The following is a 16042-nucleotide window of genomic DNA, read 5'->3' as shown; positions in this document are numbered from 1 at the left end:
ATCGCCGATTTTTGTATTGATCGAGATATAGGCACCGCCTAAATGTCTGTCACCCGAGAAGGGAAGCGCGTCCGGACTCCCAACCAGGTCCGGTGTCTGTGCTTGCCCCTTAACGAAGCGTCAATCCGGTTACCGCGTTTTTTCACCCCCTTGGAAGGAGGTCGGTGTGATGGTCCATCCCTCTGGAAGCAAATCGTTGCCCCCTCTTCCGACCGCGGGCGTGGACAGGTCACCTGGCCGTACCTCTCTCGAGACACAAAGCATGACCCAGCCTGTTGCGAACATCGTCCGCCGAGCGGCAACGAACGTGGTCGAACAGCTTGAAGTACGGCAGCTGTTTGCGGTTGCGCCGACACTGAATCTGTTCAATAGCGCGACGGAAAAGGTCATCACGCGAATGACCGACGGAATGACGATCGACCTGTCCAAGACAGGTTCGCGATTGAACATCGTCGCCACACCGGCAACGACGGCCGGCAGCATCGAGTTCAAGATTGACGGAGTCTCGGTTCGCAAGGAAACCGCCGCGCCATACGCCCTAGGCGGAGACGCCGGCTGGCAGGACTACCTCGACTGGACGCCGCCGCTGGGCACGCACACGGTGCAGGCGGTTCAGTGGTCTGCGGCGGGTGGTACGGGTTCGATTCAGGCCGAAGCGTCGCTGAAGTTCACGGTGGTGGATGCGCCGACGGTTCCGCCGCCGACCACGGTTCCACCGCCCCCGCCGGTGACGGTTCCCCCACCGCCGCCGCCCCCGCCGCCGGTGACTGTACCGCCTCCGCCCCCGGTAACCGTGCCTCCGCCGCCGCCGGTGACCGTTCCGCCGCCCCCGCCGGTCACGGTTCCATCTTCCCCGCCGGCAGGACCGGCCGCCGACCTGTACAACTCGGCGACTGACAAGAAGCTTTTCCGGCTCACGGACGGCGCGAAGATCGACCTCAACACCCTCGGCTCGAAGCTGAATATCGCGGCAACGCCGGTCGGCACGGCTGGAAGCATCCAGTTCAAGCTTGACGGCGTCGTGGTCAAGAACGAGACGTACGCGCCGTACACCATCGGCGGCGACGCCGGCACAAACTTCCTCGATTGGACGCCGCCGGTCGGCTCGCACACGCTCCAGGTGCTGCAGTTCAGCAAGGCCGATGCGACCGGCACCTTGATGGGCACGACGACGTTGAAGCTCGACGTGGTCGGCGTAACGACGGTTCCGCCGCCCCCGGTTTCGCCCCCGCCGGTTTCACCTCCGCCGACGTCGCCTCCGGTGTCCCCTCCGCCGCCGACATCGCCGCCGCCCCCGGTCTCACCACCGCCCCCGCCGATCATCACCGGCAACGACGACAATGCGCCGCCCCCGGGCGAAGCAACCAACGGCGGCGCGCCCGCTCCGGTGGTCAAGGTGATCAACGGCGCCGGCGTCGCCGGCCTGCCGGTGGTGGTCAACGCCGTCGACAGCGACCTGCCCAATTCCCCGCTGTACGCGACGTACCAGTGGGATTTCGGCGACCCCAATGGCCAGTACAATCGGCTCCCGGGTTGGACCGCCGGTCATATCTATGACCAGCCGGGCACGTACACCATCAAACTGACAATCACCGACGGAAACGGCAACTCGGCGACGACCACCAAGACCGTGACGGTCGCCAGCGACAACCGCAAGACGATCTACGTCGATGCCAGCAACGGCAGCGACGCCAATCCGGGCACGATCGGCGCCCCGATCAAGTCGTACACTAAGGCTGCTTCGCTCACCACGCACAACACGCGCATTCTGTTCAAGCGTGGCGAGACGTGGAACACCAGCGGCCACCTGTCGGTGACCTCGGACAACGTCTACATCGGCGCCTACGGCTCGGGTGCCAACCCGGTGCTGAACGTCGTCAGCGGCAGCGCCATCCAGACCTTCGACTCGGCACAGAATGTTCTGATCGAAAACCTGACCTTCGACAGCCCGTACAAGGCAGGGGTTCTGGCCCCGAAAGTCGGCGTCAGCGGGATCTTCGTTCGCGGCGTCGGTATTGGCATCCGGGGATGCACCTTCCTGAATGTCGACGACGGCATGAACGCCAACGGCCAGCCGACCGGTTTCATCGCTCAGGACAACGACGCGCCACTGACGACGGGCATTCGCGGTTACCTGCTCTGGACCGAGGGCAATGACATCGTCGCCCTCGGAAACTACGCGGCCAACTCCACCCGTGAGCACTGCATGCGGGTGAAGGACGCCAACCGGCTTCTGATCGCCTACAACAACTTCACGAACGTTTCACGCGAAAGTGTGGACAAAGAGGACATCCGCAAGGGCACCATCGTGATGCAGCGCGGCAGCTGGTCGTACATCTACGGCAACATCGTCAAGGACGGCCCGCTGCACGTCGGTCCGCGCGGCGAGGCGACCGAGCCCTCCACCACGCGGACGTCGTGGACGGTGGTCGCCAACAACAAGATCAGCAACTACGAGATGATCATCTTCCCGGGCGCTGTCCACACGATGATCCGCAACAACGTGTTCACCAACACCGCCAATCAGTCGGCGATCGCCGTCAACCCGAGCGATCCACAGGGTCGCCCGGTGACCGACCTGATCATCCTGGACAACACCGGCTACAACTACGCGACGTACGGGCGTTTCCTTCGCGTCGAAGGCGGTGCCCAGGCCGACACGATCACGCTCGGCCGCAACACCTACGTCATGCCGAACATGACCATCGGCAACAACAACACTGCCGGCGTCAGCGTCTCGTCGTACAACCTCAACGCATTCAAGCGGATCTTCAACAACATCTGGCCCGTGCCGGCTGCGACGATCAAGTACGCCCAGGGCGGCGTGATGTGGGTCGACCCGACCTACGCCGGCCAGGTAGGTTACAAGGATCCGACCGAATGGCTCGCTTATGCCGAAGTTGAAGGCGACGTGTTCAAGCGTGTTTGAGCGAATCGGCTCAGGGATCGATCGCCCTGATGCCGGATCGGATCATCATTTCATTTGACTATTGCCGCCCGGCGTCGAGCCTTTGGAGGGTTCTCGCCCGGGCGGCTCTATTTTGCCCTCCCCCCTCCGGCCATAAGTTTTGGCGCACCAACTCGAATCTGCCCGGCCGGGGCTGACGTCGAGAGCCTTTCCAGCGATTCTTTCGCAATCGTATCGCAGGCCACTCGGATCGACCTTCGGCCGGGCTACTTGTTGCCGAGGCTGGTGGGGGCGGCGGCGGTATCCGCCGCGAGGTAGCGAGCACCCCAGAGCCACAGCACGCCGCCGACCAGGATGGTTAAAGACACCAGCAGGAAGCCGGTCTGCAGGTTGGAATGGTCGGCAATCACGCCGATGATGGCCGGCGAGATCGCATCGCCCAGCGCATGGATGGCGAAGATGTTGACGGCAAACGCGGTGGCACGCACGGACGGGTGCGTGACGTTGGCAAGAGCGGTGTTCGACGGACCGGTGTTGAAGAACAGGCAGAAGACGGCGAAGAATAGCAGCGTCCACAAGAGCCAGGGCTCCGTGACGTAAAGCATCGCCAGAAAGATGGGAAAGCCGACGAGCATGCCCGCCGCCGAAACGATGAAGTAGGCGCCGCCGAACCGGTTACGCAGGGCATCTCCGGCCATTCCGCCTGCAAGCGTTGCCAGCAGTCCTCCGACCGCCGTGATGGCGCCGAAGTACATGCTGGCGCGGTCCAGAGGGATGCCCTTCTGCTCTTCCAGGTACCTGGGCATGAAGAACGCCATTCCGCCGATCGCAAACGTCATCGCGGTCATCGCGGCGCAGTTCAGCACGTAAGACTTGATCCTCAACAGGCTCTTGTAGTCCTGAAGGGTCGCCTTGTGCGGCTTGGCGGCATCGACGCCGCCACGTGGCGGCTCCTTCATCATGAAACAGAAGACGCCCAGAAGGATGCCCGGCGGCAGGGTAAGCAGGAACGCCCAGTGCCACTGCCCGGGTTTGGCAAAGAACCCGCCGATCACATACCCCAGCGCGCTGCCGACCGGAATCGCAGCATAGAACCATGCCAGGACACGACCCCGAATCGAGACGGGGTAGAGGTCACTGATCACCGTCGGCGCGACGGGGCCGTAAGCCCCTTCACCGACGCCGATCAGGCAACGCATCGCGAAAAGCGTCGCGAAACCCATTGCCAGGCCCGATGCTCCGCTGGCAATGCTCCACAGAATGACGCCCGTCCCGATCAGCCACCAGCGGCTCACCCGATCGGCGAGCCAGCCGAAAACGGGCGAGACGATCATGTAGGTCAGCAGGAAAGCCGTCACCAGCATTCCCATCTGCCCCTTGGAGACGCCGAACTCCTCACTGATCGGCTTCTCCACGGCGGCCAGGATGTAACGATCGACGTAGTTGAAGAGGTTGATGGACAGCAGGAGGACCAGGGCCTTACGAGCCCCCGGAATGGGCGCGGCCGCCGTCAACTGCGGATTCGCCGCGTCGCCCGAGGGCGAAATGGCAGTGGCGGAAGAATCATCCGAGTCGGCAGCGGAGTGAGCCATGCCGGCGATCATGGTCGGGAAGTCAGGGTCGGGCAAGCAGCATTTCGCGAGGTTCTGACTCTGTCGCGATCGGCAGGATTCCGGTCGTCACTCCGCCATCGTGGGTACGGCGTATACGACTTGATTCAAGACGGGCTGAACGGTCTCTTGCTCGCACACCCTTTCCTGCGCACAATCCGCGCACGGAGTTGCAGCGGGATTCCGTGTGGGTTTGGCAGCGGGTACGACCGGGCTTGAATCGTGTCATCCCCAAGGTGAACGGCAGAACGCCGACACCCAGCATTCTCACCGTTCCCAAAAACCGACGTGGCGATCGACGGAGGACCTGTGGCAGAATCGCGATCAAACAGCCGTGTCTTTCTGCTGAGTTCCGTTCTCCTGGGTGTGGTAGCCATGGTGGCGGCGTTCGTCTACCTGGAGACGGGCGCGTCGCAGGACCGCGGCCCCAAGTCGGTCATCCTGGTCGCGAAGCGCGATCTGCGATCGGGGGCGCTGCTCGATCCGGAGAAGGACTTTGTCGAGTTGGAGATCCCCGCGAAGCTGGTCGAGCTCAAGTCCCGCGGCCTGACGCCGGAGCTGAAGGCATCCTACAAAGGCCAGAGGATCAACCGCGACATTCTTGCAGGCACACCAGTCCTTCTCGCCGACCTGGCGGCCGCCGCCACGCTGGAACTTCGCGGCGACAGCCGGGCCCTTTCGATTCAGGTGAAGGGATCGAGCGCGCTCGGCGGGCTGCTGATCCCCGGGGACTATGTGAAGGTCCTCGTCACCCGTCCGAAGCCCGCCGCCCGGCCGGCGACACTTCCGGCCGGTACCGAGGTCGAAACGCCGACAGAAGCGACCTACGAGACCGTCATCGTCAGCCCGCAGGCTTTCCGCGTGATCGCCGTCAATCAGCGGCTCTCCCGCTCGCGCTCGCAGCTGACCGCAGCCGAGCAGTATCAGGGGGCGGGCGAATCGACATCACAGCAGACTGTGACGCTGGACGTAAGCGAGGCCCAGGCCAAGACGATCCTGGAACAGACCGGAGGCGGCAGCGGGCAGTTGCCGATTACGTTGTTACTGTGTCCGCCACCGACGCCTCTTCCGTGAGGTGATCGTTTTGTGGCATGGGCATGTAGTCATGCCCGTGTCTTCGTCCGACCACACGGGCATGGGTACATGCCCATGCCGCGATGACTTCCCCATGCGCGTCGTCGTTCAAAACACCCTCACCAACCGACAGTGGGTCGCCGTCGACGGCCCGGCCGGTTTTCTGATCGGCCGCGATCCCACCTGTGACGTGCGGCTGGAGTCGCGCTTCATCGCCGGCGTGCACGCACGCGTAGAGCGCAATGATGGGGCATGGGAAATAGAGTTGTTGCCCGGCGTGAACCCCGTCGAGATCGACGGCCAGGAGTATGCCGCCGGTCAGAAGGTCGTGGTTCGCGGCACAGCCCGACTGCGGCTCATGGAGTTCGTGCTCGCGCTCGACGCCGCCGAAGCTTCTCCAGAAGCCCAGCAGCAGGAATCGGCGAGCGACCGGCTGACGGAGGTGCAGAATGCGCTGCACGCCGAGCTGCTCCGCCGGCTTGATCTTCGACTGGGTTCGTTCTCCTCCAACGGCGCCGCCGGCGAACGGACCGAAAAGCTCAATTCGGTGCTCGACGACCTGCTGTCCGGCGAGTTCAAATCGCGGGTGTTCGAGTCCGACCTGCCCCCGATCATCCTCGCCCGCGCGCTACGCGCCCGCATGCTCGATTGGGTCTTCACCCACCTCGGCCGCGAGCAACGCACGACGACCGGTTGGGCCGCCGTCGGCATCAGCTCCGAACTGGAACGTTCGGCGACCGATGCGATCAAGCGGCTGTCGGCCAAGGTCGGCATCGTCGAGAATAAGACGTCCGCCGTGACCGCAGAGCAGATGGTCGAAGCCCGCTTCGACGGCGTCGTCGGTCCCGTTGCCGCCGAGCTGCTGGACAACGCCCGCACCTACATCATCACGAGCTATCTCAAGAAGGTGCTGTATGACGTGGTCTTCGGCCTCGGGCCGCTGGAAGACCTGCTGCGATCGCAGAGCATCACCGAAATCATGGTGGTCAGCCCGACGCGCATCTACGTCGAGCGGAACGGGCGCATCACTAAGGCCCCGCAGACGTTCCCGTCCGAAGCGGCGTGCGTAACGATCATCGAGCGCATTGTCGCGCCGCTCGGCCGCCGGATCGACCGCTCTCAACCGCTGGTGGACGCTCGGCTGCGCGACGGCTCGCGCGTCAACGCGATCATCGAGCCCCTGGCCGTCAAAGGGCCCTGCGTCACTATCCGCAAGTTTCCCGTCTCGCACGTCAGTGCCGATGACCTCGTCCGCTGGCGGTCGCTCCAGCCGTTCACCGTAACACTGCTGCGGGCGTGCGTGCTGCACCGGTGCAACATCCTGGTGTCAGGCGGCACCTCCAGCGGCAAAACGACGCTGCTGAACGTGCTGAGCGGCTTCATTCCAGGCGCTGATCGTTTGATTACCGTCGAAGACTCCGCCGAGTTGCGACTGCAGCAGGAGCACGTCGTCACGCTGGAAACCAAGCCGGCCAATGCCGAGGGCACCGGCGAATACACCATTCGCGACTTGGTGAAGAACGCGCTGCGCATGCGGCCGGATCGCATCATCGTCGGCGAAGTCCGCGGCAACGAAGCGATCGACATGCTGCAGGGCATGAACACCGGCCACCGTGGTTCGATGACCACCCTTCACGCCAACAGTGCCGCCGACGCGCTGTCTCGCCTGGAAACGATGGTCCTGATGGGTGCCGACATCCCGCTGGCCGCCGTCCGACGACAGATCGCGTCGGCGATTCACCTGATCATCCACACCGAACGCATGCCCGACGGCCGGCGGCTGGTCTGCCAGCTCACCGAGGTCACCGGCCTGCACCCGGTGACCGGCGAACTGGAAACCCGCGACATCCTTAAGGTGGCCCACGTCGGCAATACCCTCGAGCTCCGTCCGACCGGGTACATGCCGACGTTTCTCGGAGAAATGGTCGATCAGGGACACCTGCAATTGCGGCCATGGTTTGATCAGGTGAAGGTATGAAGAAAGAAAGGGATCACCACCGAGGCACGGAGGCTCGCTCGGCAAACGGCGTCCTCACTTGTCATCCTGAGGTACTCCGAATGACAGGTTGGGAGCGCGCCACTTGATGATCGCCGAGTGACCCTCCGTGTCTCCGTGCCTCCGTGGTGATCCGCTCTTCGCCCGCCGAAAGCGGTATTGAAATGAAAGCGTTAGGCATCGCAGCACTCATCGGCCTCTCGATCGTCCTCCTCGTCTGGGGGCTGCGGGGTTATCTCACGCGCCGATTCCAGCGCGACGCCGACTGGATCGCCCGGAACCGCCAGCGGTTCAACCCTGAACCGGTCGATGCCAAGCGATGGACCATCTACTACTACGTCGCATTTATCCTGCTGCTGCTGGTGCTCGTCTTCATTACGCCAAACCCGCTGTTCGGCGTCGTCTTCTGGCTCATCCTGCTGGCAGTTCCGAAGATCATCGTCGAATCCATGTGGCAGAAACGCCGACGGCAGATCGATTTGCAGTTGCCTCCGGCGATCTCCTCGCTCGCCAACAGCCTGCGGGCCGGGTTAACGCTGGTGCAGGCCATCCAGCGGCTGTCAGAAAATGCGCCCGAACCGATCCGGACTGAGTTCCGCATCATGGCTAATCGGTACTCGTTCGGCGCAGGGATCGAGGTGACCATCGACGAAGCCCGCGACCGGCTGAAGTCGCAGAACTTCAACCTGTTCGCTTCGGCGCTATTGGTCAACCGAGAGATGGGCGGCGACGCCGCCGAGACACTCAGCCGAATCTCACGCTCTCTCGACAAACTGCACCACATGCGGCAGACGGTCGAAGCGCACACGGCCGAGGGGCGCACCAACATCAAGGTGCTGCTGGTAGCCCCGGTGATCCTGCTGCTGATGATGTCCACGGCTGACGCCGAAGGCGTGAAGATGCTCTTCACCACGTCGCAAGGCTACGCCGTGCTGATGGTCGCCGGTGTGTTCATCGCGGCAGGGATCTTCTTTGCGGGGAAGATCACGCACGCGGAAATTTGATGGCGGCGGTGCCACGAAATGACGAACGCCGAAGCCCGAATGGCGAATGAAGCTCCAAACTCGAAATATCAATGAACGAAAGGTGATCACCAACGCCAAGTCAGTTTGAGATTTGATCATTGGACGTTCATTCGCCATTCGAATGTCGTCAATCGTCATTACCCCGATGGACTCTCTCGACCCCACCCTCGTCAAGCTCATCTCGTCGCTCTGCTTCGGCATGGCGGCGGCATTGCTTGGCTTTGCGGGGTATCGATCGCTGCAATCGGACGGGTCGGCGTCCAACGCCAACGTCGACCCGTCGATGCGCCGCAGCGAGATGCGCCGCCGGGCGATGCAGGATTCGCCGGGCATTACCATTCTGCTCGCCTGGCTGCGGATACCGGCCACCTTCATCTCGCGGCTCGGGCTGCCGGCGCTTCGAAAGTACGTTCGCGCTCCCTACGCCCGCGCCGGTTATCCCGGCGGGCTGGATGACGACGAACTGCTCTCGCTTGGCGTCGTCCTGGGCATCGTGATGGCCGTCTTCTCGGGCTTTTCTGCGGCCGTTGTCTTCGGGCCGCAGTTCGCCCTGCTCGGGATCGGCTTTCTGCCGGCGGGTTTCCTGGTGATGGTCTCGAGCCTCAAGAGCAAGGCCGAAGCAAGAGAACTGCGCATCGTCCGGTCGATGCCCTACGTGCTGGACCTGATCGTGCTCATCCTGCGATCGGGAACCTCGCTCAACGTGGCTTTGCAGCGCGTGGTTAAAGACTATGCCGATCATCCCGTCGGCGACGAACTCGGGCAGGTGCTGGCCGAGATCGATATGGGCTCGCCCCGGGTCGAGGCCCTGCGGCGATGGGCCGACCGCGTCCCCAGCCCTGACATCAACGCGCTCGCCGACAGCATTGTGCAGTCGGAAGAGTTAGGATGGCCGCTGGCCGACACGCTCGAACGCCAGGCCGACCGGATGGCCGCCGAGCGCGTGCTGCAGGCGCAGAGCAAGGCCGGCGCGGCGGGCGTGATGGTGATGATCCCCTCCACGCTCGTCCTGGTGGCGGCGGTCATCCTGCTGTTCGGGCCGATGCTCGTGCGGTTTCTGCAGGGAGGATTTCAACTGAAATGACGAGTGGGAATGACGAATGGCGAAACTCGAATGACGAGTGAATGTTCAATATTCAAAACTAAATCGAAAGCAGTTCGGCGTACGCCTCCATTCGTCATTTAACATTCTGACTTCATTCGCCATTCGGATTACGCCATTCGTCATTAACTCCCATGGACCTCGTCATCAACGTCATCTCCGGCCCCGAGAAAGGACAGACCTTCCCTGTCCCGCCGGGGTCGCACGTCATCGGCCGGGGACAGAAGGCGGCGGTCAAGCTCTCGCCCGAGGACGTTTCCTGGGAACACGCCGTCCTCACCCGCGAAGGCGACGACTACTTCATCGAGAACCTATCGGCCCTGGGCACCTGGGTCGGCGATACCAAGGTCGCCGGGCGGGTACGCCTTCGCCCGCGCGACAAGATCCGCCTGTCCGGAGACTGCATCGTGCGGCTGGAGCCACCGGGCGGCGGGGGCTTGTTCTCCAGTCGGGCGTTCCTCGGGTTGCTGCTAAGCGTCATGCTGTCACTAGCCGTGGCGGCAGTGTTCTATTCCGGCGAGTTCGAAGGTTCCGGCTCGTCCGTTGACGACTGGGACAATGCCCACCGCATCCTCGCCCCCTGGTTGGAGAAGCAGGCCACCAAGGGCCGCGTCCCGCGTGAAGCCGTCGACCTGTTCGACCGCGTCTGGCGCCTGGAACAGACCCACGACTACGAAAACGCCGCCAAGCTTTGGCTCCGCATGCAGATCGTGCTGTCCACTACCGAAAAGAACCTCAAAGCACTCGAACTGGCCGGTAGAGACCCCGACGGCAAGCAGTTGACCGCCTTGCTTCGGCCCAACCCCAAGCAGCCCGCCACCCAGCCGTCGGATGACCAGCTGGCGGCGGCGTTGGCGCAGTTTGTGAATCGAAGACTGGCATTTGCGTCGAAACAGAACAAGGGTGGTATTCTGAAGAGAATGTGACCCGTCCGGGTGGCATGGGCAATGGTACCCCGTTGCCCATGACGAGCGCCATCCGACGTTCGACACGGGCAAGCGAGTACGCTTGCCCAATGCCACCCGATGTCGATGTTTACCGATCCAGGCATCGCAATCTAATGAAAAAGCAGTTCGACCGATTCACCCTCACCGACCAACTCGCCACCGGCCCCGGCGGGACGCTTTATGATGGCGACGAGAAGCTGCACGGCGGGGTCACGCGACCGGTGCGGGTGAAAGTCCTCCCGGCTCTCTCCAAGGCCGATCCCTCGGGCGAGTCGCGGTTTGTCGAAGAAGTCCGCATCCTTGCGTCCCTCGCATCTCACCCGCACGTCGTCACGTTCTACGGCATGGGCCTGACCGATGGCGTCCCCTGGATCGCGATGGAACGTCCGGCTGCGACGCTCGAACAGCTTCTGGGCCAGGCTCCGGCGGCGTCGGCCGATGTGCTGCGGATGATCGAACAAGTCGCGCGTGGCGTTGCGGCGTTGCACGCCCTGCAACCTCTGCGTCTGCACAATCGGCTGTCGCCGACCAGCATCCTCGTGTTCGACGGCGGACGGCACTTTAAGGTATCAGAGTTCGGCCTGGCCGCCCCACCGACGGCCGAGCCCATGCTTTCGGCCGAGTCCGTCCGCTACGCAGGCCCGGAGCTGGTCACGTCCGAGTCCGGCAAGCCGGGTCCTTCGACCGACTTGTATGCCCTGGGGCACATCGCCTACGAGATGGCGCTGGGCGCCAAGCTGCACCGCCAGCAGTTTCCTGCGGTCGCCGAGAGCGGCGGAGACCTGCGGTCGGTGAACCCGGCCAAGTGGCAGGCGTGGCACCATTCGATGCCCACCGTTCCCGCACCAGCACACGAAGTAGTCCGGGGCTTCCCCGAGCGCCTCGGCCAGATCATCGCCAGGCTGATCGCCAAGCCGATCAACGCGCGATATGCGTCCACGACCGATCTTCTGACTGACCTGGCAAGCGCGGGCGAGAGCTCGTCGGTCGATACTCCCCCCATGGCTCCCGGCCCGCTGCCGCCGACCGTCAACGCACCCATGAGCGCCCCGGCTGCGCCAAGGTTCGGTGCAAGGCCCCCGCCGGCCGCGCCGAACCGGCCATTGGGATCTGTGTCCGTCGGTCTGGGGTCTGCACCGCAGGCACCTTCTGGTGGCATGCAGGTGACGACCGGCAACGAACGTTACTTCATCCGTTTGCGAAACCAGACCAGCGGCCCGTTCGATGTCGCCACGTTGCAACGGATGAGCCGACAGGGCCAGTTCTCACGCCTGCACCAGGTATCGATCGACCAGCGAACCTGGAAGCCGGCGGGAAGCGTTGAAGGACTGATTGGGTGAGCGACATCGCTATGAGAACAAGTCCATGAAGGCGAACATCGAACATCAAACACTGAACGCCGAACACCGAATGGAGAGGAGCGAATCGTCATTCTCCTGCATTCGATGTTCGATGTTCGGTGTTCGATGTTCGATGTTCGGCCTCCGAATTAAAACCACCGGAGATCCGCACTCGTGACCGCCGACATCGCTTCGCCATCCTCCAAACGCCTGCCCTCGAAGGACGACGGCAACCCCCTCGTCCGCAAGGTTGTCTGCCCGCACTGCTGGCGGACGTTCAAGCCGGAGGAGGTCCTTTGGGTGTCCGAACACGAGGAACTTGTCGGCGACCCGATCGTCAAAGATGAGCCGATCCGCTTCCTGCCGACGCGGTTTACGCTCGACGGCTCGGCGATCGATGCGCGTGAGATGGTCTGCCGCACGCTCGCCTGCCCCGAGTGTCATCTGGTCATCCCGAGGCTGCTGCTGGAGAACCCGATCACGTTCTTCTCGCTGGTCGGCAGCGTGGGCAGCGGGAAGTCCAACTTCCTGGCGGCGATGACCTGGGAGCTGCGCCGCGTGCTGGCCCGGCAGTTCGCGATTACGTTCGCCGACGCCGACAAGGAATCCAACTGGGCCTTGAACCGCTACGAGGAGCTGCTGTTCCTGCCGGACGACCCCGAGCGGTTGACCGTGCTGGAGAAGACCCGTACGCAGGGAGATCTTTATCGCTCGGTCCGCCTGAACGGACAGGAAGTGCAGGTGCCCAAGCCGTTCCTGTTCAGCATGCACCCGGCAGCCGGGCATCCGTGGGAGAAGCACCGCCGTCGCGCCGGCAACATCGTCTGCCTTTACGACAACGCAGGCGAGCATTACGCGGTCGGGCAGGATACGGCCGTCTCCCCGGTTACGCGGCACTTGTCGAAGGCCAAAGTGCTGATGTTCCTGTTCGATCCGACACAGGACCCGCGCTTCCGCGAGAAGTGCCGGCCGATCTCCAGGGACCCGCAGGTTGTCGAGCCTCTGCATACGATCCGGCAGGAAAGCATCCTGAGTGAAGCGGCCCAGCGGGTGCGGAAGCATACGGGCCTGTCAACGTATCAGCGGCACAACGCGCCGCTGCTGGTACTGGTCGCCAAAAGTGACGTCTGGGCACCGCTGGTTCAGGCCGATCTGACGAAGGAACCCGTTCTACCGCCCGCCGCTGGCTCGCCGCTGTCTGCGGTGGACATGGAACATGTGGAGCGCGTGTCGACGCTGGTCCGCCAGTTGTTGCTCGACGTCTCTCCCGAAATCGTCACCACCGCCGAGGACTTCTGCGAAGAGGTTCTCTACATCCCGGTCAGTGCCCTGGGCGTTTCGCCGCAGAAGAACCCCGAGGCTGGCGGCCTGGTGGTGCGGCCCAAAGACATCCATCCCCGCTGGGTGACGGTACCGATCCTGTACGCCTATGCACGCTGGACGCAGGGCCTGATTCATGGGGCCAAGGGAAAGTAGGCAGTACGCAGTAAGCAGTACGCAGTTAGGAAAGAGGCGAGTTCGAACCGCAACGTCTCTTCTCTGCGTACTGCGTACTGCCTACTCGAGACCAATGAGCCACGAGATCTACTACACCTCCGCCCCAGAAGGCCTTCGGCCGGGACAACGGGGCTTCTGCACCGTTGCGACAACCGATGGCATTCCGCGCCCGCTGTGGGACAGGCTCGAATCGGTCAGCGGTTACCGCCACGAGTTCACCACCGGCAGCGGCGGCCGCAACCCGGTGACGTGGGCGCACTGGCTGCTACAGGTGCAAGGGCGTGAGATCAGCACGTTGTCGCGGATCTGCGATTCGGGGCTCGACTACACGCAGCGGACCAACTCTTTCGCTCATCACATCGCGATCGAAGCGACCGAGCGAGCGGCCGGTGGGCCGGCCTGGATGATCGCGCGACCGGGAACGATGCAATCCCGGTGGGACGGCATGGTCGGGTCGATCCATCGCCGCTCGCCGCTTCCGATCGGCGACGTTCGGCCAGCGCCCTGCAGTGCATGGCAGCGACTGACGGGCGACGCCGGCTGGGGTGGCGTGCTCGCCGAGGCGGGACTGAAATCGCCGCGAAAGCCTGTCTGTATTCTCTTCGGCCCCGATCATGACGTACTGCCCCTGATTGCCGAGGCGATCGCGCTCCTGCCGGCGTCCAAGAGATGGGACATCACGTTCAGCACCTACTTCACGGGGCTGCCCGGCAATGCCATCTGTGCCTGGCGATGCTGCCTCGCCGGCACGCCTGCTGCCGCCGATGCCGTCCGTCACGCCGGCGGTGGGCTCGTCATCGACCTGACGCGTTCCGGCGGTCTGGGTGCACCTCCGGCCGGGCCGTGGGTCGATGCGGCAAGATCCGGCCGATCGCCCGTCGTCAGCGGCCCATCGGAGAAGCCACGGCCGGTACCGTCGCGCGCCAAGCCGGCCACCCCGGTTGAAGTCGAGGTGGAACCACTCGAGCTGATGCCCGAAGCGTTTGACACGCCCGCCGCCAGGCCGTTGTCATCGGTCTTTGATCAGATCGAGGCCCAGTCCGTTCGGGGGACGACGACCGGCACGGCTCGCAGTGTCGATACGTCCTGGGTCGATCACCAGAAATCGTCTCGGATGTGGCTGCTGATTGGTGTGTCGTTCGTCGCACTGATCTTCATCGCTGCCGGCGTTTGGCTGCGGATGTCCGCCCGGCAGGCAACGGCCGAGCGGCCGAGCACGCCGACCTCTCACGAAGACACCGATTCCACCGCCCTGCCGGTGACGCCCGACCCCGTAACACAGCCGGTGATCAAGATCGCCCCACCGGTGCCGCCGACACCGACCGCGCCAACGACCGCCGAGACGGTTGTGGTGGAACCGATTCCCGTAACCCCAGTGCCGGTAAAGCCGGTCGTTCCTCCCACCCCGATCCAGTTACCGACGGAGGTGCAACCGCCGGCGACGACCGGCGCAGCGCTCAAAGCGCCGGCGCAGGCGTTCTCGATCCCCGCGGCCCAGTTCGACAACCTGCCCGCGATCGCGGCGTTCAGAATCGCGTTTCCCGGGGGCGGCAGCTCTTACACGTACCGACAGAAGGACCTTGCCGGCGTGCTGACGGCCGATGCCTCAGGAGGATTCCGGTATCAGCTCGTCTGGCGCGATGACGCCAATAAGTCCGTTCCGCTCGATGTCGCAACCATCTCACTGGAGACCTCCCAGGCCGGCGGAACACTGGAGATCGCCTGGCGGATGAAGGCATTGCTCAATCGGCCGGAGGTGATCTCGCTGGTACGCGTACTGCTGCACAACACGGAACTGACGATCGCCGACGCAGCCAACCGCCGGCCACAGGCCATCCGATTCAAGCAGCCGACGCCGATCGACGTAAACCTGACGGCATCGACAACGCCGCTGACGTTGTCCACGTTGCCGGATGCCATCTGCCAGCCCGATAGCGACCTGCCCGACCAGTGGACGTTCGCTTGGGCCGCCGGCCCCGCAACCCGGGCCGCAGTCGCCGGAGAGACCGATGTGGGCGTGCTTCTTTTTGAGCGACCCAACAGCCTGGGCGGCGAGACCGCCAAATTCGCAGTCCGCGTCGGACCTAGGTGGGGTGCCCTCCGCAGCGACTTTGCCATCCAGACCGCCGGGGCAAGGAAAGCCGTCTCTGTCGCCGAGGCGGCACTCGCCAAGGCCGATCATGAGATCGCCCGTTTGAAGGAAGCGCAGAAGGCGGCGATCGATCCGATGCAGGCACGTCTTGCCGAAGCGGTCGCGCAGCTCAAGCTGACCGATACCGAACTGGCTAACCGATTTACAAACCGGCCGGCACTGCGAGAGCGAATCAAGGGCGAAAAGGCAAGAATCGAAGAAGCCAGGAACTTGTGGGACGCTGAAGTCGCCGCCGCCACGGACAAGCGAGAGCCGGCGGAAATGGCCCGGCGGGCGGCAGCCGAAACCTTCCGCGCCTTCGAGCAGTTCCAGGATGTACAGATCATCGTCGAATTGCCGGGTAGACTCCGTGTGGCGACACTGCGGCTGAGCTCTCACTAGTCCTTCTCCC

General features: G+C 63.7%; 10 protein-coding genes. 9 read left to right on the top strand and 1 reads right to left on the bottom strand.

All coding sequences use genetic code 11. The features are described 5' to 3' along the window. Positions 1-262 precede the first annotated feature (262 nt). Entirely contained in the window at positions 263-2929 is a 2667-nt protein-coding gene (locus tag IPV69_RS17260) for a PKD domain-containing protein (protein WP_206290966.1), read from the top strand. Between the two features lie 245 nt (positions 2930-3174). Here IPV69_RS17260 and IPV69_RS17255 read toward each other — a convergent pair whose 3' ends face one another. After that, positions 3175-4536, bottom strand: coding sequence for a spinster family MFS transporter (locus IPV69_RS17255; RefSeq protein WP_206290965.1), 1362 nt, complete (start codon positions 4534-4536; stop codon positions 3175-3177). 291 nt (positions 4537-4827) lie between these two features. On the opposite strand from IPV69_RS17255, the gene cpaB reads away from it, so the two are divergent. The 8 genes from cpaB (at position 4828) to IPV69_RS17215 (ending at position 16032) form a co-directional block, all read left to right on the top strand. Beyond that, positions 4828-5592, top strand: coding sequence for a Flp pilus assembly protein CpaB (cpaB, locus tag IPV69_RS17250; protein WP_206290964.1), 765 nt, complete (start codon positions 4828-4830; stop codon positions 5590-5592). A 94-nt stretch (positions 5593-5686) separates the two neighbouring features. After that, a complete protein-coding gene (locus tag IPV69_RS17245) occupies positions 5687-7570 on the top strand; it encodes an ATPase, T2SS/T4P/T4SS family (RefSeq protein WP_206290963.1) in 1884 nt (627 codons plus the stop codon). Positions 7571-7752: 182 nt separating this feature from the next. Then, on the top strand, positions 7753-8592 hold the full coding sequence (locus tag IPV69_RS17240; protein WP_206290962.1) for a type II secretion system F family protein: 840 nt from the start codon (positions 7753-7755) through the stop codon (positions 8590-8592). 142 nt (positions 8593-8734) lie between these two features. Beyond that, positions 8735-9697, top strand: coding sequence for a type II secretion system F family protein (locus tag IPV69_RS17235; RefSeq protein WP_206290961.1), 963 nt, complete (start codon positions 8735-8737; stop codon positions 9695-9697). A 152-nt stretch (positions 9698-9849) separates the two neighbouring features. Further along, entirely contained in the window at positions 9850-10641 is a 792-nt protein-coding gene (locus tag IPV69_RS17230; protein ID WP_206290960.1) for an FHA domain-containing protein, read from the top strand. 134 nt (positions 10642-10775) lie between these two features. Further along, positions 10776-12002, top strand: a complete 1227-nt coding sequence (locus IPV69_RS17225) for a protein kinase domain-containing protein (RefSeq protein WP_206290959.1) — start codon at positions 10776-10778, stop codon at positions 12000-12002. A 174-nt stretch (positions 12003-12176) separates the two neighbouring features. Further along, positions 12177-13478, top strand: coding sequence for a nucleoside/nucleotide kinase family protein (locus IPV69_RS17220; protein WP_206290958.1), 1302 nt, complete (start codon positions 12177-12179; stop codon positions 13476-13478). A gap of 94 nt (positions 13479-13572) precedes the next feature. Further along, complete coding sequence (locus IPV69_RS17215; protein WP_206290957.1) at positions 13573-16032, top strand: GAP1-N2 domain-containing protein; 2460 nt, start codon at positions 13573-13575, stop codon at positions 16030-16032. Positions 16033-16042 lie beyond the last annotated feature (10 nt).

Origin of the sequence: Humisphaera borealis, assembly GCF_015169395.1 — a bacterium.
Taxonomy (GTDB): Bacteria; Planctomycetota; Phycisphaerae; order Tepidisphaerales; family Tepidisphaeraceae; genus Humisphaera; species Humisphaera borealis.
This window is presented reverse-complemented; position numbering and strand designations above follow the sequence as displayed.

Bases quoted from the DNA above. Each gene is read 5' to 3' on its own strand.
- IPV69_RS17260 (WP_206290966.1), top strand. From the start codon at position 263: ATGACCCAGCCTGTTGCGAACATCGTCCGCCGAGCGGCAACGAACGTG.
- IPV69_RS17245 (WP_206290963.1), top strand. From the start codon at position 5,687: ATGCGCGTCGTCGTTCAAAACACCCTCACCAACCGACAGTGGGTCGCC.
- IPV69_RS17240 (WP_206290962.1), top strand. From the start codon at position 7,753: ATGAAAGCGTTAGGCATCGCAGCACTCATCGGCCTCTCGATCGTCCTC.
- IPV69_RS17235 (WP_206290961.1), top strand. From the start codon at position 8,735: ATGTCGTCAATCGTCATTACCCCGATGGACTCTCTCGACCCCACCCTC.
- IPV69_RS17230 (WP_206290960.1), top strand. From the start codon at position 9,850: ATGGACCTCGTCATCAACGTCATCTCCGGCCCCGAGAAAGGACAGACC.
- IPV69_RS17225 (WP_206290959.1), top strand. From the start codon at position 10,776: ATGAAAAAGCAGTTCGACCGATTCACCCTCACCGACCAACTCGCCACC.
- IPV69_RS17215 (WP_206290957.1), top strand. From the start codon at position 13,573: ATGAGCCACGAGATCTACTACACCTCCGCCCCAGAAGGCCTTCGGCCG.